Raw genomic sequence first — 22,303 nt, forward strand, 5'->3', positions numbered from 1 at the left:
AGAAAGAGATGTTATCAAAAGCGATGACCGATCGATTGAATGAACAAATTAACCTGGAGATGTTTTCGTCTCATCTGTATTTACAAATGAGTTCTTGGTGTGCGTATAAAGCGTTAGACGGTTGCGCCACATTCCTCAGTCAACACGCGGATGAAGAGATGATGCATATGCGCCGCCTCATCAGCTACCTGCAAGAAACAGGTGCATTTGCCATTATCAGTGGAATGGAAGCACCCCCGAAGGAGTTTAATTCCTTACAGGAACTGTTTGAAAAGATTTACAGCCATGAGCAATTCATTACCAGCAAGATCAATGAATTGGTTCATCTTGCAACCACTGAATCGGACTACTCAACCGTACAGTTCCTCCAGTGGTATGTGGCCGAACAACATCAGGAAGAATTCTTATTCAAGGGCATTCTCGACAAAATTAGGCTGATTGGCACGGAAGGACAAGGTCTATTCTTTATCGATCGCGAGGTAGCCAATCTTGCTGTCACTACAGGTAAAGAAACAACATCGATGTCTACTACGCCGGCTTGATGGTTGAATCATGATGTGTTGTCTAGTCTCGAACACTAGATAATTGAAAAGATTGCGATCGCCAAATTCGGGCAAGCTAGTGGTTCTCGAAAATCTTTGTTCCAGAGTGCAGGAAGAAGAGCAACCTGAATTCGCCAAGAGCGCTTATGCGATCGGCGCTGCGGATGGTGATAACGGGTGATGTAGCCGATCTACGTACTGTTGTAGATCGGCTATCACGAGACTGCCGGGAACTAGATGCCTAGGTTCACTCAATGAACTGAGTTACTGATTTGATTGAAGATTGAACGATCATGAACTGATTTGCTGAATCGATGAGGATAGGGTGAGGGAATGGATTCTATGCGGGAGAAATAATTGATTTCTTCCCTCCAGATCGAGCTAATCGATTGAGAGTTCGAGTCAATAAATCTTCCCTGGCAATTGGTTTAGATATATAATCATCTGCGCCGAATATAAATAATTGGTGAATTGCCTCTGTGCTACCTCGAGAAGTTAGAAACAAGATAGGAATCTGACTCCAGAATGGATCTGTTCTAGTTACCTGGCATAAATCGATGCCGGTTAAATTGGGCATATCCACACTCAGCAATAGCAGGTGAGGAAGAAACTCGTTTAATGTTTGCCAGAATTGTTGAGGATCGTCTAAAAGTTTAACTTGTAATCTCCACGGGGTTAAAGTATGACGAATCTTCATTAAAGTCTGCCGATCACTATCAACCGCTAAGATCCGAGATCCTCTAAGTTGGGCATACTGGAGCGACTGAGTTATCTGGTCTAAAACAAGATGGAGTGGCATTGTTTTTAATAGAAATCTATATGCACCGCATTTTGATATCTCAAGCCGTTGAGCAAAGTCATCGTTCTTTGCTATCACCAGAACTGGCATTGATAGTTGCTCTGATAGTTCAGTGATCAACGTTGTGATTTGTGATAATGGAGCGATATCTACATCGATTAGCAAGACATTGGGAGGTTGAAGCTGAATACGGTGTAGGACTTGAGGGATCCATTCAACCCCTGGAGGAATTGAGACAGATTTAACCTCAATTGATCGTGCATCAGTAAACTGAGCCAATGTCTGTAGCCATGAATTGTCATCACTTAAGAGCCATAGTTGAGGATGGGTAGAATCAATTTCTGGATTGAAAGTTGGCTCAAACAAAAATGTCTCTAGCTCTGTAGATAGCTTTTCGACAAGCTGCCGTAGCTGCTGCGCTTGCTCCAATGATAAAGGGTAAATTTGTAGGAGGTTTTCGATTGCCTCTGCGAATTGGGAGGCTTCAGTCAATCCAAATGTTCCCAGCGTTCCAGCAAATCGGTGTGCTTCATTGATAGCCTGCTTGTGTAGTTCGATGGTTAAAACACCTATTTCCAATTCCTTCACAGTCTGCTGAAAGATACGCAGGCGATCGCAAATTTTATTCTTAAAACTATCTCTTGCTCTGGCCACTGCATGGAAGACTTTTTGTTCTTTCCAGCTTTGTTCAGCCAACTCATAAGCAGGTTGCGCAACTGCGTTTTCAGAATACGGATCTGGTTTTAAGCGGTAACCTAGTCCATATACCGTTTTAATCAAATCTGTAGGTGCACCAACGGCTTTGAGCTTTTGACGCAGGTTCTTAATGTACGTTTTAACTGTTGCTGCTTCGGGTTGGTCGCCAAATGCCCATAGGTGTTCAACGATCGCGCTACGACTAAAAACACGCTGAGGATTGCGCAGAAAAAGTTCTAGCAATCGATGCTCTGTTGCCGTGAGATTTAAAGCATGACCATCATAGGTTACTTCGAGGGATGTGGGATCTAAGGTTAAATCAGTCCACGTCAATACTGATGGGGTTGTCAGTCCCCGGCGCAATAACGCACGGACACGAGCAAGGAACTCGTCAAAATTGACCGGTTTAACTACATAATCGTCGGCTCCAGCATCTAGTCCTATGACTTTATCATCCGGGCTATTTTTGGCAGTCAGCAGCAGAATCGGGGCTTGATTCCCAGTTTGCCGCAATTGTCGACATAGGCTCACCCCATCCAGTTTCGGCAACATGACATCCAGCACAATTAAATCGTAGGAAGTGGCGATCGCAAGTTTTTGTCCAACATCACCATCCAAGGCCATGTCGACAACATGCTGCTGTTTCGCAAGAATGTTGGTTATCGCCTGAGCGAGTAAGTCATCATCCTCAACTACCAGAATTCTCATGCTGGATGCCCTCACGAAGAATTCTACTGCTGCAATAGCTTGCGATTGCGGTAATCAAGTCTTCACCCTTAATTGGCTTAGTAAGATGCTGCCTAAATCCTGCCGCTAGAGATTTTTTAACATCGTCTACGCTAGCGTGAGCTGTTAAGGCAATCGCAGGAATGACTTGCCCAGATTGTTGTTCATGATGCTTCAATGCATTCATCAAGGTGTAACCATCTTTCTCCGGCATGGCAATATCGCTTACAACCACATCCGGCACAACAGATGTCAATTTGGTAATTGCATCATTGGCAGAACCAACTGCAATTACGCTAGCTTGGTGCATTTCAAGAATGTTTTTCAACCAAATTCTGGTATCTGCTTCATCATCAACAACTAATATTGATAAACCTTTGAGGCTGAATTTGGTTGTTGTGTCTGCCTGCAATGAGTGGCGATCGCAGTTATTCTGAATGGGTTGCAGTAAGGGGAGTTTGACCGTTATCGTTGCTCCCTGTCCTTTCCCCAAACTTTCTGCCCAAATCCGACCAGCCTGACGCTCCACCAAATAGCGGGCGATCGCCAATCCTAATCCAAGACCCTTATAGGACCGAGTGTTTGTACTGTCAGACTGGCGAAAACGATCGAATACATGGGGTAAAAACTCGGCTTCAATTCCAATGCCAGTATCTTTGACTTGGAGTTGAACCTCATAATTCGGGGAATGAACAGCAATGGAATTAATTTTATCAAGCTTACTTGGGGATTGAATTTCTGATAAACGATTTACAACCGATAAACTAACCGTTATCTTTCCATTGTTGGGTGTAAACTTAATTGCATTGGAAAGTAGATTCAACACAACTTGTTGTAATCGTTCGGCATCCCCTAATACGACAAGAGAAATGGGATCAGTTTGCCGATTTCGATCATTTAATAATTCTCCATCAATTGAGCTAATCTCAAACAAAAAATGAATTTGTTTTTCTTCAATCTTTGGCCGTATAACTTCGATTGCCTCCTGAATAATGTCAACTAAGCTGACAGGCTGACTATCTAGCCAGAGGTCGCCCTTAATAATGCGCGAAATGTCGAGCAAATCTTCAATCAGCTGCATTTGCAATGTAGCATTTCGCTCAATCGTTTCCAAAGCGATCTTGGTTCTGACATCATCTAGCTTCCCAGAACGCAACAACCCAACCCAGCCCGTAATGGCAGTCAATGGAGTTCTTAATTCATGAGAGAGAAATGCTAGAAATTCATCTTTAGCTTGGTTTGCTGACTCTGCTTCTTGCCGGGCTAGCTGTTCACGTTTTAGGAGTTGGCTACGTTCTTCTTCCGCTTTTTTTCGTGCAGTAATGTCCTGCATAATCTTGGAAAAACCTGCAAGGTTTCCAGCTTCATCTTGCAAAACAGAAATAACGCAATGTGCCCAAAACTGAGTTTTATCCTTACGGATCTGCCAACGATTTTCCTTGCAAAATCCTTGAGTTTTGGCTAGGTCTAGAACTTGCCTTGGTCGTTCTTGCTGAATTGCTTCTTCAGTAAATAAAATAGAGAAGGGTTGGCCAAGGATTTCAGTTTCCTGATAGCCTAAAATACGCTCTGCTCCAATTGTCCAACTCAGGATGCACCCTTCTGGATCCAAGATAAAAATGGCATAATCAGTTACTCCCTCAACCAATAAACGAAATCGCTCTTCACTTTGTTGGAGATTTTTCTGGTTTTGTAATAGAAGATCTTGATTATGTTGTGCTTCGGCTGCACTAATTTCAGCATAACGTTGAGCATACCGAATTCTTGCATTAAGCGTGCAAATTAAAATAGCAACACCCGCAAAATAGCTAATACGGCTCCCATTTTCCAAGCTAATGGCAAACGATTCTTGGGGTGGCAAGAAGAAATACTCGCTCAAAAGCGCCCCAAACAAGGTTGAAACTAGCCCTGGACCGAATCCCGCTAACCATGAGCTCAACATGACAGATGCTAAGAAGAAGGGATAGAGTGCTGGCTCCATGTAAGGCCACAGCATCTGCGTTAAAGCTAATGCTGCGAAGGAGAAAAACACTGCAACGCCATAGCGTAATACCCAAGATTGCTTCATTCGCACCATGTTGACATTGCTTGATGTTGCCCTATGGCAAAGTGTTAATGAAAATCAGCAAGTTTTCATATCCACAGATAGACCTATTCCTTTGAAAAGAGGATTATTTTTATTTCATTCTTTCATTAAAGCTGGAATTAAAGGTCTTACCATAGATATAAATTTGTCCAAAACAAAATGATATTTTCCGAGTAAGCAAGGGCAAGCGTCTAGTGGAATTAGCTTTTTTAAGAAATAGCCAATAGTGTACCCTTCAGAATATTGACGCCAACACTAGCTGAGCTATGACACTTCGCTGGAAATCTTAAAGCGACTTGAAATCGATAGCATGCAGTTATGCAGAAAACCTATAGATCTTGGGAGAAGGCATTTGTGAATCGAAAAATATTAGTAGTTGATGATGAGTTTGATTTGCAAAATTTAGTGAAGACATGTTTGGAAATTATGGGGGGCTGGCAGGTTGTAACAGCGGGCTCAGGAGCTGAAGCCTTAGGAAAAGCCCAAAAACTCTATATTGATGTTATTTTGTTAGATTTGATGATGCCGGAAATGGATGGGCTAGCGGTTCTGCAGGAATTGCGATCGCGAGACGATACCAATCAAATTCCTGTTGTATTGTTAACAGCCAAGGGGCAAGCAATTGAGGCCGATCAATTCGCTCATCTCAAGGTGTTAGGAATCATCAAAAAACCTTTTGACCCGATGAGGTTAGCTGATCAAGTCGATCAATTACTCAGCAATGAACTTGAGTCCTGAAATGTGCAGCGGCAGTATTAAGCAACCACCTTAGGGTGATCATCATCTAAAATTACTGTTATGTTGAGAACGATTAAAGTTTGATTTTTTCATATGTTTCTATTGATGGATGACAGACTTTAATCAGGCTTATGGCTTGCCAAATATGTATATTTACAAGGGAAGATAATTGCTGGATTTTCTGGATCTCCACTAGTTCTCCACCTTTGCTTTTTACAGTGAAGGTATAGATTCTTCTGTACAAATTGAGTATTTGATGTGGAGCCTGACTGACCTCTTGCTTACTCGGTGGACAAGTTTTTGCCTATAACCATAGTCGAACTCTAATTTGCCAGCCATAAGATCGCTTGCTAGCTAAATACCGTAGCCCAGGACGCTGATATTGGGAAGTACGATTGAGCTTGGCGATTGCAAACGAGTTGATCCCTATTACATTCTCGCTCCAGAAAATTGTAGAGCTTGCCAGGGTTAATTGAGGCTTAAGTATGGGCGTCGAAAGCAACTATGTGTCATCTTTTGAGTGGCTGAAAAACGGATTGGAAATGCATCAATCTTTTTACGATGCTAGCCAATTTCCAACATAAGACAGATAAAACTAAACCAGTAAAACAATAAATTTAAGACAAGCTTACAGGAAGTTGACGATGCAAACCGGTGTTGAGTTAGAGATAAAGCCTAATATTCATTTGCAAAAAGTTGCAGCGATTTTACGGATTGCTGGATGGTTCAGCTTTATTATTCAGATCAGCCTAGCAGCAATATCTGGCGTGCTATTACTATTGGCTGTGTCTGGACGGAGCTTTAATCAGGAGATTGTAGATCCCCCTGGAACGTCGAGTGTCGGTGTTCCATCTACCCAAGCAACAACACCGGGTTTAGGAATTGGAATTTTTTGGGCTGTAAGTGGTCTAGTGGTACTGCTGTTTGGAATTTATCTTGCATTTCGGTTGATCCGTTTTTCTAAGCGGCTCCGCAACCCCAACCCAGAGATTCACCCTAAAAGAACGAAGGTAATGGAAGTGTTGAAATTAGCCGTCATGACTGGGTTAGTTGGGTTGCTACTCACCATCTTTGGAAATGGGGCAACAATTGGAGTTTTGTTGGCAAAATCAGTTGCCCAGCCTCAAGGGGTTGCTATTTATGATCCAAATCGTATTATCCGATCGCTCGATGTGTTTGCAGCTGCGGCAAACACGTTGGGGGTGACAGCCCACTTTGTTGGTCTAGCAACTGCACTCGGTATTCTTAACTGGTTGCACCGCCCCTCGGACCCAATTTAGGTCAGTCGTATCTTAGCAATGATAAGTTGACTCTTGAAGTTTAATTCCTGCGAGCTGTATCTTCTATGCCCAATACTTTATCTCAAACGTTGGAATAAGGGGTTGAGTGTGATATTCGCTGACCCATTTCGTTTCGCCATTGAAGCAAAACTTAAAGCAATAAAATTGTCATTTTGGTTGCTCTAATATTGCGTTGTGAACCACCAGCTCTTTGCCTTTCGCAATGAGAGCAATTCGTTTCGTTTTGGGATCGAGCAGACAGATTTGATGACGACCTAGCTGAAAAACTAACAAATCACCTGACAAGTGTGCAGCACGACTAATTGACCAGAAAATGAAGGGAGTTTCTAGGCTAAATCGAACACTAGATTTGGTGCGGCGGTTCAGTCCAGTCAGGCCGCCGCCTGCAAATACGTTGGCATAATAATCCCAATCGGTTGTTTCTGTTAATTTGGGAACTGGCCCGAAGGTTTGGTTCAACTCAGGTGCGATCGCCAGAAATTCGGATTGGTCGATTGCGGTTGGTTTCAGCTCTGGTAAATTTAAGCGCATAGGCTGCCCACTGTCGCTCGCCAGAAAGTACAGCGTGTAGCGCTCACTGGTCTGTAGCTGTGCAGCCGGAACCAGACTGAGTTCGGTCAGCAGGCTAGTTTGGCTGTTGAGGCCGTACCAACCAAACAGGAGAAGGTAACTGATGCCGTGAATCACGAATGCAGCTTTGAGCGCAGTTTGAAGTGCCTGTTTGCGTTGGCGCAACAGAAACCAAATGAACGGATATTCAATGAGCAATGTCAACAGGAATGCTGCAATCACTAAAACAACGATCCAAACCTGCAAATTCTCCAGGGTGACAGCAGGATGGTTGGACAATCGTCCCACCAGCAGCAGCGTGCCGACCCATGTCGAAGCATAGTTGGCAAGGATCAACACTCCCACGGATAGCCGCTTAGCTGTGCCAAACAGCTTGGATAGCAAACGTCCCTCAACATAACCAATTATCAGGTTGCCCACTAGCAGATGGATCAGGCCAGTCCACATCAAAGCAGTACCCGCATTCGCAAGAGCCGGTGAAGGGGTAAGAGATAAAATCAACCCAAATCCCAGCCAGGGCAATTGTTTGATTTGGGAGCTTGTACGGAGGGAAGATAAAACGCTTCTCATGGTAGTAAATGATGCTGGAGATAGTTTGTGGAACTGGGTATTACCCTGCTCTAGCGAACGGATCTCAATCAAAGCAGATATCCACAGTTTGCGCCCCAACGTCATATTGCCCATCAACGACTAGGCGATTACCTACGGCACATCACGTGAACACTGTTACAGAGTTGGACTATGTTGCTTTTGCACTTCACTCCAGAATGGATTTTAAGGATACACTCATCGTCTCTTTTGTATTTTTTATTTGTGTTCTTTAAATTTCTCTATCGATTCAGTTGGAATTTAATTTCGCGAATTATCATCTCAATCCACGCCAATGTTCCTGAAAGACCTTGCAGCATCACTGAAAGAGCCAAAATAATCAACGGAATTGAGGCATAGTAAATCAGCCCCCAATAAATCATTCTGCCAATCGGCTGACGGCGATGGCGACGATAAAATATCAGGAGGATTAGTGCAAGTGGAGCAAGTGTATGAATCACCAAGCTGATTGGCATTGCAATGTAAAGTGCAGCCAGCCCTCCCCACATAGCTTGATTGCGAATCAGCACATAAACGGCGATCACAAGCCAACTGAGCGGGCCAACCCAAACTAAACCCTTGCCCCATTGGTGATTCCATTGTTCAATGTTTCGGTATGTCATCGCTATTCACCGATGTCAGCGAGTTTGTCCATCCGGCCGATCCATGATGGTAATACCAGCGGATTGTAACTCATTGCGAACGCGATCGCTCTCGATGTATCGTTTTTCCTAATGTGCCTACTGTCGTTTTTGCAGCAGGGATTCAAACCAACTGACATTCATTGGCTTGTGACGTCAAAGCCCGACAGTGTAAAGTGATGGTGACAGTCTACGGAGAGTAGTCCAGCCACCATCAGATCTTACAGATTGAGAGATTGAATACTCAAATCTTTCAAGGTAATCGTGAAGTGCCGTTGTTCTCCTGTTGCAACAAAAGAAGCGATCGCTTCACACGCTATCGCTACGGTTAACATCACTAAGTTACGTGCGAGTGGATAATCGCAAACATCATCATTCACATCAGATGGAACTCGATAAACCTCATTCCAGATGACTTCTGCGTAGTCGGCAGAGAGTCCAGCATGAAGGCAGGTCGTTCCAGTTTGGTCAGCGTAGTCTTTCACCGCTTGACGAGAAGTGCTGTTGTCAAATACATCAACAATCAATTTACTTTCTTTGAGGAGTTGAGCCGCATTCGTCGCTGTCAGTTCTTTGGTTTCAGCGTCTACCTTGGTTCCGATCGCCCGATACAAGTTATTTGCCAAAATTTTGGCTTTGAATGCACCGACATCTGAACGGTAGTAGGGCTGCGTGGAAAGATTGCGTTCCTCAATGCGATCGCGATCAATGACTTTGAGCTTACCAAAGCCAGCACGAGCTAAATTCTCAGTCAGGTTTGCCCCCAAAGCTCCTGCACCACAAATGGTCACCGGAAACTCCTTCAGCTTTGCCATGATGGAATCTGTCCGGTAAAGCTGTTCATGAAAAAAGATGCTCATTGTTTCACCACTCCCGGTGTTCCATCACACCTACTAACGATTGCAGGTCAAAGTCGCGATCGCGTCCACTCAAGCAAATGCCAGAACTCACCACCGTTAGATCTTCCTTGGCGATCGCACTGGTATGACGCATACCATCCGCTGTTGTCCAATCCACTGTCCAGTAATCCCCTCGATCTTGGAACTGATGCAGTTCACCGCCGCCCAACTTGAGAGCTTGCTGCAGTCGCTTTTCATCTCGCTGGGGCTGGGCAAATCCTTCTATCTGCTGAGTTGCTAACTCGTAGAGCGATCGCACCTCTGGGGTAATACCCTTAAACTGCAATTTCTCAACGGGAGTTAACTGCTTGAGACTGGATTGTAGGGTCTCAGCGATCGCAGGGTCAGCGCGGCGATCGACTTCTTCAAACCAGCAGGAGTTGCCATTCCAGCGGGCCAGGATTTGCTCAAAAGCAATCTCTTCGGTCACTAGATGTACAGGCATCGGTTTGACCGTCTTAAACCGCTGCTGCATATCGGCTTCATTCACGGGATATGCCAGCCAAGTTTGATGGTGTAAGCGACACGCCAACCGCAACCGAATTGTTGGAAACTGCTGCAAGTAAGCCGCAATCTGAGGCGAATCTGCCCCTTCAATCAGCGTTGCGGTTTGTTCATCCGTTGGCTGAAAAATGCCCCAGCCTTCAAATTTTTGAGGCTTTGGAGTGAAGGTGTAGACCATTCCTGCTACCCGTGTGCGAACTTGTCCACCTTTGACACAGGGCGCGAGAAATTGGGTTGTTTGCAGTTGCGCTTCAGCACTGGCAATTTGGTTGAGTAGTTTGTGGATGTTGGTCATTGTCAATTAAGCGGTTGAGAGCTGGTTTAGCTGCTGTCTACCCAGAATAAACGGCAGCAATTTAGCAATATTTCTGGCATCGTCAATACCCCGGTGATGGGTTCCCTCCAGTGCAACTCCTGCCAGTTGTAGGGCTTCTACCATGCCATATCGTTTGGGTAAACCTTGAGCCTCACTGAACACCTGTTTGAGGTTGACGTGCGGATAGTCAATGGGAAAAGGAACGTTATGAAACTTGCTATCCTTTCTAAACTGGTTGCGGTCATAATCACCCCAGGAACCAAACACCCCATTGGGATATTTGGACAGCCATTGTTTCAGCAGAGTAACGGCCTCTACGTAACCTGGAGCCTGATCAACGTGTTCTTGGGTAATAGAGGTTAATGACTTGCAGAACGGTGTGAGGATGGAATAGCGAACGGGTTTGACGAAGATTTGGAACTCGTCAGTAACGTTCAAGCCTTGTGCTTCAACCATCACGGCTCCAATTTCGATAATTTCCGTCTGGTGCCGCTTGATCGTTGCTTGATCACAACAAGTTGCCTCTAAATCAAGGACTAAGTAGTAATCGTATTGAGCTAAGTCCATCATCTCCTCCCTTCCCCTCACTTGCATTTATCAAGTCTCGTTGCGTAAAATCTCACGTACCTCCATCAAAATTTGCCCCAGCTTATTTTTGCCACTGCCATCTTTGCCACAGCCCCAGTAGTAATCGATCGAGGTATTCTCCACAAGCACTTCTTTTCCAGTTGCTAGCAATATTTCTCGAATGTCTATATGGGTTCTAAACTTTTGCAGGACTGCTTTTCGCATGACATCATCTTTGACCTGCTCCCAGTCAGACCGTAATGGTAAGGAGCGATCGCGCCCCATATTGGCTGCATCTTTTGGGGTTTTAGTTTGCCGTACTTTTTCCAAGTAGGGAGTATCGACAAATTTCTGTGCCTGGAAGTAATGCTCACTGGTTACCCAATACAACTCATCCAGCATGAAACCATGTGCTGAAAAGTTGGAGAAGCAACCGTAAGGCTTTTCTCGTTCAACATAAAAGTAAATCGTCATGGTTGCTCCTTGTGCTAGGCAAAGATTTTTGAAGGGCGATCGCGGCCACCTCACACGCTTTGTTCTGTCGCTCATTACAATCATCTCCCGTAATGCAGGGAGTCTTTGAGGCTAGTTAATAAATAGCCTCGTTTGTAGTTGGTAGCTGCCGTTCATCAGCAGGATTTGAACCTGCGACACTTTTCCGAATAGGAAAGGGCTCTACCACTGAGTTAGTATATAAGCTTTTTTCGGTAGAGCACGAAGTGAATTTTATAGTTTAGAAAGTTGATTTAGAATCAATCGAATTTCCTTCTTGTTACACTGTCGTTTCTTTGCCGCATATAGCCTGTGGCCATTGACTCGTCTTGTAGCACTTCGAGAAATGATACCTTCCAAAACATCTGTAGCCCATTCCGCGGGTAGAGGTGGAAATTCCTCAAACGTAACCAGATACCAGATCTCGCTGATTTGATGGTACTGATGATACTCATCTAGAATCACTCTATCCCGCTGGGGTTGATTCCGTTTTTGCTTCCGAGATGTCTTTGCAGACGCACACAGAATCCCGGTTTCGGGATGTACATAGAATTTATCCCTGGAATGGCCATCCAAACGATGACGAGAAAACCGATAGGGCTTGCTGTAGGGGATGCCATCAATCAGTTCAACGTGCCGCTCAACGTAGTCCCACACATGACTCAGAACGTGTTGTCCTGCCATTGTGTTACTGTCTAATTGCTGACACAGTTTGCTGTACACGTCGTTCCACGGTTGTCCAACGTGCGATCGCAAGAAGCGACGCAAAGGACCGAGATGATCAGAGAGATATTTGGACTTGTTTCGAGATTTGATCAGGTAGGGACTGAGTAATCCATCCTGGCTGGCATCCTCAGTGATTTTTTGTAATTGCTTCTTAAAACCCTTTAGCTTCTTGAGGCTAATTCTCATTCCACCGCGAGGACGTTCAATTACAATTTCGCTCAAACGATGTTCGCTCATGTTTTCGATGATTCAATTGAGATTGTGCTGAAGTTATTTTTTTCGTTGTTTTAGTGAACATCATTGAGATCACCTCCGTATCTGTGATTGAGTAAGAATCAAGGACGCGAAATAGAGTATTTATCCGTAAATTGCTTCAGGGCGAATGATCCAATCACCACTTGGACGGCGATCGAGCACATAGGCAGAGAGCCGATTGGCATTAACATCCGGGTGTCTGGAAACTTGTTCTTTGACAGCCATATCACTCATACTTGTTGTGATTCTCAGTTGAGTTTCTGGGCTATCGAGCGATCGCCCTTCAAAGCGAATATGCACCATTGCTATCACACCTCTTGCTTATCGATAAAACAACGGAAGGAGGAGTCGTTCGCAAATCGTCTCTGTTAGGAGACACCAGTATCTCCGTGATTCAGAGTTACAGCGACTTTCCATGGCGTTCACTCGGCAATGAATGACTGCCCCAGTAGGACTCGAACCTACACCCCTTTGCTTAACAGGCGATCGCTCCGCCATGGAGCTATGGGGCAATACAACTCCATAAGTGAGGGATGGGAACGGCAGGAATGGAACCCGCGTCTCCAGGGCTTCAACCTGGCGCTAAACTCAGCTCAGCTACATTTCCAAAAGGCGGAGGTTAAGAGAATCGAACTCTTGACGCTGTATGTCACCCGCAGTCGTTTTCAAGCCGCTTTCCTTGTCCGTGCCGGACAACCTCCATCATTGGCGAGGACGGAGGGGCTCAAACCCCTACTCTACCCTTCGGGAAGCAAGCTACGTCCACAAGGCTTTACGGCTTTTTCTGTTGTTTAGTGCGAAGCACTAAACAACAACGAATTGAAAGCTGTACGGGGATGATGGGATTTAAGCCCACGATCTTTCCCTTGACAGGCGACTGCTTTTAACCGGGCTAAGCTACATCCTCCGTGTTTCATCTTATGCTACAAATATAATACAATATGCTACAAAGCGTCAAAGAGGTAATACAACTTTTTTGGGGAGATGGGAGAGAACGACTATAAGAAAATCCTTGTATCGCTCTCTCCCGATGGATTTACTCACTATGCCAAGGAGGAAGTGTGGACTTCGCTCATCTGCCACAGCTTGTAGATTAGGAACTCAATTCGCTCGCTCATCACCGCCAAGAACATCCCTTCATGAGCGTCCTTGTCCTCGGCAATCCAGCTTCCGCTCAGCCCGACTTCGACAAACTCCTCATCGACAGCCATGAGGGTGGCTGCTGCGTCGTACTCCCGCTGTAACGTCATCTCCAGTTCTTTTAGTTCAGGTAAATCCGCAGGTAATAGAAAGGAAGCACGACCGGGTTCAACATGGAGCATTTGCCCTAACCGCATGGCCAGGAGGACTCGCTGGGCAATCAATAGTTCGGGGTTGGTCATGGTTTGCTCCATGTACAGCCCAACGTCGGTGTAATTCAGCTTCAACATCGGTCATGCCTCCTTTCTAGGCTTGAGGTCAGGGTTCAAGGCTGCTGTTCTTTCCAAAACTGCTCGGCGAATGCGATCGCAGGATGCATCGGTGCTTTGGGTTTGGTTTGGAGTACCATTCCGATTTCATGCAGGAGGCGATCGCCCTTACTGGAATTGCACTTCTCGCAGGCTGCTACCACGTTGTCCCAGGTATGGGGTCCACCTTTGGAGCGGGGAATCACGTGATCCAGCGTCAGGTACTTGGTGCTGCCACAGTACTGACAGGTGTGGTTGTCGCGGCGAAAAACTTCCCGCCGATTGACGGGAGGAAGTTTCCAGTGCCGCTCTGGATTACCACTGGTTAACCGAATGTGGTCGGGAATCTGTAGTACGACACTGGGAGAGCGGACTTCCCAGTGCTGGGTGCTACTGAACTCCAGAGTCTCGGCCTGTCCGGTAACTAGTAAAACGATCGCCCGCTTAAGGTTGATCCGCGCCAGGGGCAAGTAGTTCTTGGAGAACACCACCACCTGGTTCTGGAGTATTGGAATTTTCTGTCGCTGCTCAGTCTGCATGAGTTTTCTCCTCAAAAAATAACCCCCGCTCCTGGTACTCAGAAGCGGGGGTTGGGGAAGTTGATATGCTTTCCCTATGTCGGTGTCAGGATGGTCCTGCACCTCCCGCTGCTAGTGAGTTGATCCGGATTGAGTCGTCCGGCGTTCGCGAAGCGTTCCGAAGGAATTGTGCTATCCATGCCTTCGCTGACGGATTGACCGTCACCAAAGCGATACGTCCCCTCACACGCAAACAACGCCGCTGCTTTGCCCAGACCTGAATGGGGTCGGCACTGCATGGCGCGGGTTAAGGTGGCGAGGATGCGTATCATAGAAGGCTGTAGTATATGTATTACAATCTGGCTGTATAAATACTACACTTGTAGTATTAACTTGTCCACCCTTTCAGAGAAATTAGGGCGTTGGTTATGAATACACCCAAACGAGGCGGCACTTCGGAAATGCAGGTAACTGGAAAGTGAAGAATTTATCTCGAAGTAGGAATTGCTTTTGCGATTACAGAAGTTTTTGCTTGCTTCCAGTAATTAGCGATACATCAATTCATGCCGTTGTTGTACCTTGCCATATTGCCTGGAAAGCCGTTTGAGCTGACGACCATAATCCGGGCTTATCCAGCCACAGAATCATTGGCAATGGCTTGTGGAGATTCAACAATCTAAAGCTTTTCCTGCATATGTCGCGATCGCTGCTCACTACTTGAGAACATAAAACTCCAGGTGTGAGACAGTAACTATGCCCAGGATGAAGCGTCGCCATTTTCTTCAGGTTGCAGGTTCAACGTTGGCTACGATTGGCTTGAGCCAACTCAACATTGTGCAGCAGGCCGATCAATATGGCAAAGCCCTCGCGCAAAGTACACCCCGCAAACTGGCATTACTGGTAGGGATTAACCAATATCCCAACTCTACAATTTCGAACCTCAGCGGCTGTCTCAACGATGTCAACATGCAGTATGAGCTGTTGGTGCATCGCTTTGGTTTTCATCCTCGCGATGTGCTGATACTCAAGGATGATGCAGAGCTATTGCCTACCCGCGCGAATATTCTGCAAGCGTTTGAAGAGCATTTAATCGCTCAGGCAAGACCGGGGGATGTGGTGGTGTTTCACTATTCTGGGCATGGCTCACTGGTGACAGATCCCAATCCCATCACAGTGGCTCAGTGTGGCAACAATCAGGTGAACGGGCTAAATGGAACCCTGGTTCCGCGCGATGCGTCTCGCCAAAGACAGGCCGAATCGGACATTGTGGTGCCTGACATTACTGGACGTAGTCTGTTTTTGCTGACACGACGCCTCGATACCGATCATGTGACGATGGTGTTAGACAGTTGCTTTGCGGGAGCGGGGACACGGGGCAATGCCAGAGTGCGGTCTGCTACGGGCGATCGCCTTACTAATCGTACTAGAGCCCGCCTGCTGCCCAGCCCAGAAGAGTTGGAAAATCAGGAACGCTGGCTGCGGGAATTAAACTTACCGCGCGATCGCTTTCAGCAATTGCGAGAGTTGGGCATTGCAAAAGGGTTAGCCCTTGGGTCTGCCAGTTGCAACCAACAAGCTTATGAACTTCCCTTTGATGTTGGCTATACCGCCGGAGCCTTTAGCTACTTGCTGACGAGTTACCTGTGGCAGGCTACCAGCGGCGAACTGGCCGACACTACCAAGGTAAACCTCATTCGCAGTACGCGCCTTGCCGTCCAGCGGCGGGGTGTTCAGGTGCCCCTGTTTGAGGCAGCACCCAACAGTGGCAACCTGACTCGACCCATCTATTTCACGAGTGCGCCGACTCCCTATGCCGATGCGGTGGTGCAGGCGGTTACCGGCTCACGGATTCAGCTTTGGTTAGGGGGCGTTGCAGAAGCCAGTTTGAAAATGGTGCGACCGGGCACGGTCTATTCCAGCATTGATGCAGCGGGTCATCCGATCGCAGAGGTTGTTGTTGAGTCGCGTGTTGGGCTTGTTGCAGAGGGCCGGCTGGCCGAGGGCCAGTCGGTTAGCGTTCGATCGGGGATGCTACTGAGAGAAAAGCTGCTGGCCATTCCAACACCGACGCTACGGATTGGGGTGGATAGTTCATTAGGGACTGACCAGGCGATCGCAACATCTGCCCTGCAAACTGTACTACAGGGTACCGCTGAGAATGATCCCGAGTTCATCACGGTGCTGCCCATCAACCAACAAACCGACCTGGAGTACATTTTGGTGCGCGTTACAGAAGGCATTCGCAACCAACTTGATCCAGCCTTGAACCGTCCCCTGCCGCCCATTGGAGCGATCGCCCTATTTTCTGCCGATCTGAGCCGGGTCATTCCCAACACCCTTCGCGTGAATGAGTCGGTGGAGGTGGCCATTCAGCAGCTTCAGTCTCGCTTCAAGGCATTGTTGGTTACCAAGGTGCTGCAAGAGTTGGCGGGCATGTCATCCGACCTGCGGGTATCTGGAAGCATTGCTACGGTGAGCGGCAATGGGCCAGTGATTTCGATTGTGAGTCGAGGGGGGGAAGGTGGGCGATCGCCCTCTAGCCCCACATCGCAGGTGTACCGCTCAGGCGAAACGTTCCAAATTCAAATCACCAATGCTGAAAATGAGCCTGTCTACCTCAGCAGCCTGGTGATCGATGGCTACGGTGACATTATTGCGCTGCATCCGGCTCGTTGGGATGCGCCTGATGAGGCAGCCCGCATTGACCAGGGCGAAAGTCTAACAGTGCCCCGTGCAGAGGATGGGGTGCGGTTTCGGATTGCGCTGGAGGAGGGTAGCGATTCGGCTTACATTGAGGTGCTGACGCTGGTGAGCCGACAGCCGTTGCGAGGTCTGTTGCGCAATTTGCAGGCGATCGCCGCCCAGCGCACGGGAGCGAGCCAAAATCGCGGAGCCGTTGGCTTTGGTGAAGGCGACTCCATTCGCCTGCTCAACAATTTGCTGGGAGATGTCAATGAGATTTCACGAGGGGCAACCGTTTTAACGGAAGCCGTTGATGCCGCCGATACTGCTGTCGATTCCCAAGCGATCGCTGCCTTCTCCACCCTCATCGAAGTTATCCCATAACCCCACCCCACCCATGAAATCAGTTTTTCTCGCCCTTTTGCTCTTCACAGTCTCGCCAACATTAGTCAGCTCAACTCCTGTCTCCATCGCTCAGGCTGCTTTTGCACCAATTACGCTGCAAGGTCGGCTCAGCAGCAACAGCCCAAGATTGCCTGACGGTAGTTACTATGTGCTTCACACGTTTGAAGGTACGGCAGGCCAATCCGTTGTGATTGAGATGACGAGCACTGCCTTTGATTCGTATCTAATGCTTCTAAATCCGGCTGCAGCTAAAATTGCTGAGAATGATGACGGTCCCAATGCTCCCAATGCTCAATTGGCTGTCACTCTGCCTGCGACTGGGACTTACCGTGTTCTGGCAAATTCGTTTGCGGCAGGAGCAACAGGAGACTATAGAATTACCATTCGCCCTGGCTCAGCGAACGCAATTGAGCAAAGCCCAGCGATCGCCCAGGCTGAACAGCTTAGCCGACAAGTGGTTCAGCTTTATCAAACGGGCAGATCTGCAGATGCTATTCCGCTGGCCGAGCAAGCTCTGGTATTGCGGCAGCAAGCGCTCGGCATCAATCATCCTCTGGTTGCGACCAGCCTCAACATTCTGGCCGTTTTATATCAAACACTTGGGCGGTATGACGAGGCGGAAGAGCGATACCAACAATCGCTTGAGATACGAGAGCAACAGCTCGGCCCCAATCATTCAGACGTTGCCACCAGCCTCAACAATTTGGCAACTCTATACCAGGAGCAAGGGCGCTACCGCGAAGCAGAACCGTTACTGGGGCGATCGCTCGATATTGTTGAGCAGCAATTTGGAGAACTTCATCCTGATGTGGCGCAGAACCTGAATAATTTAGCGTCAATTTACTATCTACAAAATCGTTACGAAGACGCAGAACCGCTCTACCAACGGGCTCTATCAATCTATCAGCAGATTGACCCAAACCATTTCGAAATTGCCAGCAGCCTCAGCGGACTAGCCCTCATTTATGATGCCCAGGACCGTTACACCGAAGCGGAGCCACTTTTGTTGCGATCGCTTGCCATTCGAGAACAGCAATTAGGAGCAGACCATCCCCTCATTGCCCAAAGTCTCAACAATCTGGCGCATCTTTATCGGAGTCAAAATCGCTATAGCGATGCAGAGTCGTTTTTGCAGCGAGCAATCACTATTACTCAGCAGCGCCTGGGTTTCGACCATCCTGATATGGGCCAGCATTTAAAGTTGCTAGCCGACTTGCATCAAGCCCAGGGGCGCTATAGCGAAGCAGAACCATTGTACGAGCAGTTAATCTCCATTCAGGAGGAGAAGCTGGGGCCAAACCATCCTGATGTTGGTGAAAGTTTGGACAGCTTGGCAGGGCTTTACCAGGCACAGGGGCGTTACAGCGAAGCAGAAACTTTGTTGCAGCGATCGCTTGCTATTGCTGAGCAGGCATTTGGTGCTGATCATGCTGCGATTGCAACTCTCCTCAACAATTTGGCCAATCTCTACAGTGACCAGGGGCGCTACAACAATGCTGAGCCGTTCGCTTTCCGTGCGCTAACCATTATGGAACGCGTTTATGGCTCGAATCACTCATCCGTTGCAACTGCCCTGAACAACCTGGCACTGCTCTATCAGCAGCAGCAGCGTTACGGTGAAGCGGAACCGCTCTATCAGCGATCGCTCAATATTTATGAACAACAGTTAGGGAAAGACCACCCGCTTGTCGGCAAAGGCCTTAACAATTTGGCAGGGCTTTATCAAAGCATGGGACGCAGCCGTGAGGCAGAGCTGCTTTATCAGCGATCGCTCTCGATTTATGAACAACAGCTTGGAGTAAATCATCCCGATTTCGTGCACAGCCTTGGCAACCTTGCGGTGCTGTATCAAGCTCAAGGACGATACAACGAAGCAATCCGCTATTTACAACGAGAACTAGAGATTCAAGAACATCATTTAGCCCTCAATTTGGCAACCCTAACCGAGAGCCAGCGCCAAGATTATGCAACAAAAATTGCAGGAGGAATCCAGGGTGTTATTTCTCTCAATGTGAACGAATTACCAGACTCGCGTGAAGCGGCTGAACTGGCCCTCACCACATTGCTGCGTCGCAAAGGTCGCCTGCTCGATGCTGCCACTACCAGCCTGCAAACCCTACGCCAAAACCTCACACCCGACGATCAAGCATTGCTCGATGCGCTCACGGTCACCCGCACCCAACTCGCCACCCTCACCTACAATCCGCCGCCCAACCTAACAGCAGAGCAATACCAGGCCGAACTCCGCCGCCTAGAGACAGAAGCCAACACTCAAGAAACCACCCTGGCGCGTCGCAGTGCTGCTTTCCGGGTCGAGGTGCAGCCCATTACGCTAGCAGCTGTACAGAGCAAGATTCCCGCAAATGGTGTATTGGTCGAATTTGTTCGCTATCGTTCTTATAATGCTGCCCAGCCCATGAACCCGTGGGGAGCCGAGCACTACGCCGCCTACCTGCTGTCGCCCACAGGTGAGATTTATGTGGTGGATTTGGGTGAGGCTGCTGTGATTGATGATGCGGTGCAGTCCTTTGGGCGCTTGTTGCAAGACCCAACTGCCGACCCACGGTCGGCAACTGTGAATGTTGAACGGCATCCCGACGCTGTGGAAGCCGTCACAGGCCAAATCCAATCCTTGGTTTTTGACCCCATTGCTCCCTATCTTCAGGGTCGCCAGCACTTGCTCATTTCGCCCGATAGCCAACTCAATCGTCTTCCCTTTGAGGCGTTGCAAACCGACAACGGCCAGTACCTTGTTGAGCAATACCAAATCAGCTATCTCAACTCTGGACGCGACTTGTTGAAGTTTGGCCTGGTTCCGCATAGCACTCAGCCTCCGGCTATTTTTGCGAATCCCGATTACGCGACGATAACAATTGCCGCTCCCTCAGTTTCAAACACTCGCTTTGGCAGCGAGGCGATCGCCTTACCCACAACCAATCAGCGCTCTACGAGCCTTAACAATCGTTCGGTTGATCCACTTCCTGGGACTGCCCAAGAGGCAGAAGCCATTGTTCCTTTGTTACCTAATGCTCAACTCTTTTCTGCGGCAAGCGCGACGGAGACTGCACTGCGGCAAATACAGGCTCCTCGCATTCTGCACTTGGCCACCCACGGCTTCTTTCTAGAAGATGCGGCACGTCCAGATTTATCTGAGATTCGGAGCGTTGCGCTGGCCAGGGGTGAGGGCGATCGCGCCTTTGCTACTGCAAATGCCCCCATCGAGAATCCTTTGCTGCGCTCTGGGCTGGCGATGGCAGGCTTCAACTCTCGTCAGGCTAACGAAAACAACGATACCGATGATGGTGTCTTTACTGCATTAGAAGCCTCAAACTTGAACCTGTTTGGCACGCAACTGGTGGTGCTTTCGGCTTGTGATACGGGGCTGGGCGAGATTGCCAGTGGCGAGGGAGTATACGGCTTGCGACGAGCATTTGCGATCGCGGGTGCAGAAACGCAGCTTATGAGTTTATGGAAGGTGAGCGATGCAGGCACTCAAAATTTAATGACCCGTTACTATGCCAAGCTGATGAGTGGTATGGGCCGCAGCGAAGCCCTGCGGACAGTGCAATTGGAGATGCTCCAGCAAGGAGGGGAATATGCTCGTCCCTACTACTGGGCTGCGTTTATTTTGGCGGGAGAGTGGCGATCGCTCTAAAGTATTTCAATCAACGTGGATGAGCTTTGCTGTCAGCAATTGCATAGGTTCCAAATCGGTGAAATAGGAAGGTTACAGGAAGGCGCTGAAGCGGATTTCCCAAAACCAACTAATCCAACATTGGAGTCATTCTCATGAAATTTATGCAATCTGAAATGTCTGCTCAGCATGTTGAAGCAGAGACCATGACCTCGGCACCCATGGCCGAAACTTCTATGACTGAAACTTCCATGAATGAGGTATCAATTTCCGAATTGTCGGAAGCAGATTTGGACACCTGTGCAGGAGGGCTATCCCTAAACCTAGGCGATTTCAGCAGCTTGCTCTCGGGTTCTTCTAGCCAGTTCGGCCAGCAAAATCTGTCCTTCGGCCAAGCAACCTTTGCGGGTCCTGGAGGCAGCGGCACGATCTCTCAACTCGATATTAGTTCAATTTTCTCCAGTGCGGATCAGTTCACTGCCGTGAAGCAGTCGTGAATGATGTGGTGATGATTGTTCGATAAGACCAATCATTCTGGTTACTTCTTTCCTGGGTTGATGCAGAGGCTCTATCCCGATCGTGAAACCACTCGGTGCTTCATCTTGCATGACGAGCTGAAATTGGGGCTCACCTGTCTGATAGTCCTCTGCTTCCTTGTCCCGTGTTTTGCACCCCTTGAGGAAGGTCTATGTCGATTCAATCCCAATCCCATGTAGAAGACCACGGGGATGCTATCTCTATGAAATCATCAGGTGCATCAACATACGCATTGGCTGAATCCTCAGACTGTAGATTGCAAGAACTATCTCAACAAGAATTGGACGGCGTTGCAGGAGGTCTCGATATCACCCTGACGTTTGTGAATATTGAAATGGCAGATAACCTCTCTGCAAAGCCGCTCAATGATGGTTCTTTATCTACAGAATCGTCAAAGTTTTCGCTCTTTTCACTATCTGCGTTTCAGATTAGCCTGTCAGGTTTCAGCTCGCTAGAGCATGCGACAACCTTTCTCTCTCGCATGTTTGGTTTGTTTCGTTAGTCAGTCTATCCATGACTAGTGAACACAGAGATTAGCGAACGCAGAGTCAATCCAATCCTACTTGACCGCAATTCGCGAATCAATCATAGCAAGATCAACGCTCTCCGTGGTGGTAGAGGTGTGAGTTGAGC

Annotated in this window: 20 protein-coding genes and 3 tRNA genes; 8 read left to right on the top strand and 15 right to left on the bottom strand. The window is 47.8% G+C overall.

Translation table 11 applies throughout. From position 1 onward, the window contains the following. Positions 1-8 precede the first annotated feature (8 nt). Positions 9-542 (top strand): non-heme ferritin, encoded by a 534-nt coding sequence (gene ftnA / locus ACQ4M4_RS14395; RefSeq protein ID WP_430685194.1) that lies wholly within the window; start codon positions 9-11, stop codon positions 540-542. A 340-nt stretch (positions 543-882) separates the two neighbouring features. On the opposite strand, the gene ACQ4M4_RS14400 is transcribed toward ftnA, so the two are convergent. Continuing rightward, positions 883-2,745 carry a response regulator gene (locus ACQ4M4_RS14400; RefSeq protein ID WP_430685195.1) on the bottom strand — a complete coding sequence of 621 codons (1,863 nt, stop codon included), beginning with the start codon at positions 2,743-2,745 and terminating at the stop codon, positions 883-885. Next, a complete protein-coding gene (locus tag ACQ4M4_RS14405) occupies positions 2,726-4,840 on the bottom strand; it encodes an ATP-binding protein (RefSeq protein WP_430685196.1) in 2,115 nt (704 codons plus the stop codon). Before ACQ4M4_RS14405 ends, ACQ4M4_RS14400 begins: the two co-directional genes overlap by 20 nt. On the opposite strand from ACQ4M4_RS14405, the gene ACQ4M4_RS14410 reads away from it, so the two are divergent. The 3 genes from ACQ4M4_RS14410 (at position 4,839) to ACQ4M4_RS14420 (ending at position 6,867) form a co-directional block, all read left to right on the top strand. Continuing rightward, complete coding sequence (locus tag ACQ4M4_RS14410) at positions 4,839-5,012, top strand: hypothetical protein (RefSeq protein ID WP_430685197.1); 174 nt, start codon at positions 4,839-4,841, stop codon at positions 5,010-5,012. The two genes, ACQ4M4_RS14405 and ACQ4M4_RS14410, sit on opposite strands and share 2 nt — an antisense overlap. A gap of 155 nt (positions 5,013-5,167) precedes the next feature. Further along, complete coding sequence (locus tag ACQ4M4_RS14415) at positions 5,168-5,587, top strand: response regulator (RefSeq protein WP_430685198.1); 420 nt, start codon at positions 5,168-5,170, stop codon at positions 5,585-5,587. Between the two features lie 644 nt (positions 5,588-6,231). After that, positions 6,232-6,867, top strand: a complete 636-nt coding sequence (locus ACQ4M4_RS14420) for a DUF3611 family protein (RefSeq protein WP_430685199.1) — start codon at positions 6,232-6,234, stop codon at positions 6,865-6,867. 168 nt (positions 6,868-7,035) lie between these two features. On the opposite strand, the gene ACQ4M4_RS14425 is transcribed toward ACQ4M4_RS14420, so the two are convergent. The 13 genes from ACQ4M4_RS14425 to ACQ4M4_RS14485 form a co-directional block, all read right to left on the bottom strand. Then, positions 7,036-7,908, bottom strand: coding sequence for a hypothetical protein (locus ACQ4M4_RS14425; protein WP_430685200.1), 873 nt, complete (start codon positions 7,906-7,908; stop codon positions 7,036-7,038). A 380-nt stretch (positions 7,909-8,288) separates the two neighbouring features. Further along, a complete protein-coding gene (locus tag ACQ4M4_RS14430) occupies positions 8,289-8,669 on the bottom strand; it encodes a hypothetical protein (protein ID WP_430685201.1) in 381 nt (126 codons plus the stop codon). Positions 8,670-8,908: 239 nt separating this feature from the next. After that, positions 8,909-9,547 (bottom strand): HesA/MoeB/ThiF family protein, encoded by a 639-nt coding sequence (locus tag ACQ4M4_RS14435; RefSeq protein WP_430685202.1) that lies wholly within the window; start codon positions 9,545-9,547, stop codon positions 8,909-8,911. Positions 9,548-9,551: 4 nt separating this feature from the next. Then, positions 9,552-10,385 (bottom strand): hypothetical protein, encoded by an 834-nt coding sequence (locus ACQ4M4_RS14440; protein ID WP_430685203.1) that lies wholly within the window; start codon positions 10,383-10,385, stop codon positions 9,552-9,554. A 6-nt stretch (positions 10,386-10,391) separates the two neighbouring features. Beyond that, positions 10,392-10,976, bottom strand: coding sequence for an exonuclease domain-containing protein (locus ACQ4M4_RS14445; protein ID WP_430685204.1), 585 nt, complete (start codon positions 10,974-10,976; stop codon positions 10,392-10,394). A gap of 27 nt (positions 10,977-11,003) precedes the next feature. Continuing rightward, positions 11,004-11,447 (bottom strand): NADAR family protein, encoded by a 444-nt coding sequence (locus ACQ4M4_RS14450; protein WP_430685205.1) that lies wholly within the window; start codon positions 11,445-11,447, stop codon positions 11,004-11,006. 252 nt (positions 11,448-11,699) lie between these two features. After that, positions 11,700-12,428, bottom strand: a complete 729-nt coding sequence (locus tag ACQ4M4_RS14455) for a hypothetical protein (RefSeq protein WP_430685206.1) — start codon at positions 12,426-12,428, stop codon at positions 11,700-11,702. Positions 12,429-12,548: 120 nt separating this feature from the next. Then, the gene (locus ACQ4M4_RS14460; RefSeq protein ID WP_430685207.1) at positions 12,549-12,749 is read right to left on the bottom strand and encodes a hypothetical protein; all 201 of its coding nucleotides are present in this window, start codon (positions 12,747-12,749) and stop codon (positions 12,549-12,551) included. 137 nt (positions 12,750-12,886) lie between these two features. After that, a tRNA-Asn gene (locus ACQ4M4_RS14465) sits at positions 12,887-12,958 on the bottom strand. Positions 12,959-12,980: 22 nt separating this feature from the next. Then, positions 12,981-13,053: transfer RNA gene (locus ACQ4M4_RS14470), tRNA-Phe, on the bottom strand. 6 nt (positions 13,054-13,059) lie between these two features. Further along, a tRNA-OTHER gene (locus tag ACQ4M4_RS14475) sits at positions 13,060-13,147 on the bottom strand. Between the two features lie 342 nt (positions 13,148-13,489). Beyond that, entirely contained in the window at positions 13,490-13,876 is a 387-nt protein-coding gene (locus ACQ4M4_RS14480) for an alr0857 family protein (protein ID WP_430685208.1), read from the bottom strand. A 35-nt stretch (positions 13,877-13,911) separates the two neighbouring features. Next, positions 13,912-14,433, bottom strand: a complete 522-nt coding sequence (locus ACQ4M4_RS14485; RefSeq protein WP_430685209.1) for an HNH endonuclease — start codon at positions 14,431-14,433, stop codon at positions 13,912-13,914. 732 nt (positions 14,434-15,165) lie between these two features. On the opposite strand from ACQ4M4_RS14485, the gene ACQ4M4_RS14490 reads away from it, so the two are divergent. From ACQ4M4_RS14490 to ACQ4M4_RS14505, 4 genes are all read left to right on the top strand, one after another. Then, the gene (locus ACQ4M4_RS14490) at positions 15,166-17,478 is read left to right on the top strand and encodes a caspase family protein (RefSeq protein WP_430685210.1); all 2,313 of its coding nucleotides are present in this window, start codon (positions 15,166-15,168) and stop codon (positions 17,476-17,478) included. After that, positions 17,408-21,154 (top strand): tetratricopeptide repeat protein, encoded by a 3,747-nt coding sequence (locus tag ACQ4M4_RS14495; protein ID WP_430685211.1) that lies wholly within the window; start codon positions 17,408-17,410, stop codon positions 21,152-21,154. Before ACQ4M4_RS14490 ends, ACQ4M4_RS14495 begins: the two co-directional genes overlap by 71 nt. A 134-nt stretch (positions 21,155-21,288) precedes the next feature. Continuing rightward, positions 21,289-21,630 (top strand): CTB family bacteriocin, encoded by a 342-nt coding sequence (locus tag ACQ4M4_RS14500; protein WP_430685212.1) that lies wholly within the window; start codon positions 21,289-21,291, stop codon positions 21,628-21,630. A 191-nt stretch (positions 21,631-21,821) separates the two neighbouring features. Next, a complete protein-coding gene (locus tag ACQ4M4_RS14505; protein WP_430685213.1) occupies positions 21,822-22,172 on the top strand; it encodes a hypothetical protein in 351 nt (116 codons plus the stop codon). The last annotated feature ends 131 nt before the right edge of the window (positions 22,173-22,303 follow it).

Source organism: Leptolyngbya sp. AN02str, from assembly GCF_050565595.1.
Lineage (GTDB): Bacteria > Cyanobacteriota > Cyanobacteriia > Elainellales > Elainellaceae > Kaiparowitsia.

Excerpts from the sequence above, each read along its gene's own strand:
- ftnA (WP_430685194.1), top strand. The coding sequence starts at position 9 with ATGTTATCAAAAGCGATGACCGATCGATTGAATGAACAAATTAACCTG.
- ACQ4M4_RS14485 (WP_430685209.1), bottom strand. The coding sequence starts at position 14,433 with ATGCAGACTGAGCAGCGACAGAAAATTCCAATACTCCAGAACCAGGTG.
- ACQ4M4_RS14420 (WP_430685199.1), top strand. The coding sequence starts at position 6,232 with ATGCAAACCGGTGTTGAGTTAGAGATAAAGCCTAATATTCATTTGCAA.
- ACQ4M4_RS14460 (WP_430685207.1), bottom strand. The coding sequence starts at position 12,749 with ATGGTGCATATTCGCTTTGAAGGGCGATCGCTCGATAGCCCAGAAACT.
- ACQ4M4_RS14415 (WP_430685198.1), top strand. The coding sequence starts at position 5,168 with ATGCAGAAAACCTATAGATCTTGGGAGAAGGCATTTGTGAATCGAAAA.
- ACQ4M4_RS14405 (WP_430685196.1), bottom strand. The coding sequence starts at position 4,840 with ATGGTGCGAATGAAGCAATCTTGGGTATTACGCTATGGCGTTGCAGTG.
- ACQ4M4_RS14445 (WP_430685204.1), bottom strand. The coding sequence starts at position 10,976 with ATGATGGACTTAGCTCAATACGATTACTACTTAGTCCTTGATTTAGAG.
- ACQ4M4_RS14450 (WP_430685205.1), bottom strand. The coding sequence starts at position 11,447 with ATGACGATTTACTTTTATGTTGAACGAGAAAAGCCTTACGGTTGCTTC.
- ACQ4M4_RS14500 (WP_430685212.1), top strand. The coding sequence starts at position 21,289 with ATGAAATTTATGCAATCTGAAATGTCTGCTCAGCATGTTGAAGCAGAG.
- ACQ4M4_RS14430 (WP_430685201.1), bottom strand. The coding sequence starts at position 8,669 with ATGACATACCGAAACATTGAACAATGGAATCACCAATGGGGCAAGGGT.
- ACQ4M4_RS14455 (WP_430685206.1), bottom strand. The coding sequence starts at position 12,428 with ATGAGCGAACATCGTTTGAGCGAAATTGTAATTGAACGTCCTCGCGGT.
- ACQ4M4_RS14435 (WP_430685202.1), bottom strand. The coding sequence starts at position 9,547 with ATGAGCATCTTTTTTCATGAACAGCTTTACCGGACAGATTCCATCATG.
- ACQ4M4_RS14480 (WP_430685208.1), bottom strand. The coding sequence starts at position 13,876 with ATGTTGAAGCTGAATTACACCGACGTTGGGCTGTACATGGAGCAAACC.
- ACQ4M4_RS14400 (WP_430685195.1), bottom strand. The coding sequence starts at position 2,745 with ATGAGAATTCTGGTAGTTGAGGATGATGACTTACTCGCTCAGGCGATA.
- ACQ4M4_RS14410 (WP_430685197.1), top strand. The coding sequence starts at position 4,839 with ATGTTGACATTGCTTGATGTTGCCCTATGGCAAAGTGTTAATGAAAAT.
- ACQ4M4_RS14495 (WP_430685211.1), top strand. The coding sequence starts at position 17,408 with ATGCCGCCGATACTGCTGTCGATTCCCAAGCGATCGCTGCCTTCTCCA.
- ACQ4M4_RS14490 (WP_430685210.1), top strand. The coding sequence starts at position 15,166 with ATGCCCAGGATGAAGCGTCGCCATTTTCTTCAGGTTGCAGGTTCAACG.
- ACQ4M4_RS14440 (WP_430685203.1), bottom strand. The coding sequence starts at position 10,385 with ATGACCAACATCCACAAACTACTCAACCAAATTGCCAGTGCTGAAGCG.
- ACQ4M4_RS14505 (WP_430685213.1), top strand. The coding sequence starts at position 21,822 with ATGTCGATTCAATCCCAATCCCATGTAGAAGACCACGGGGATGCTATC.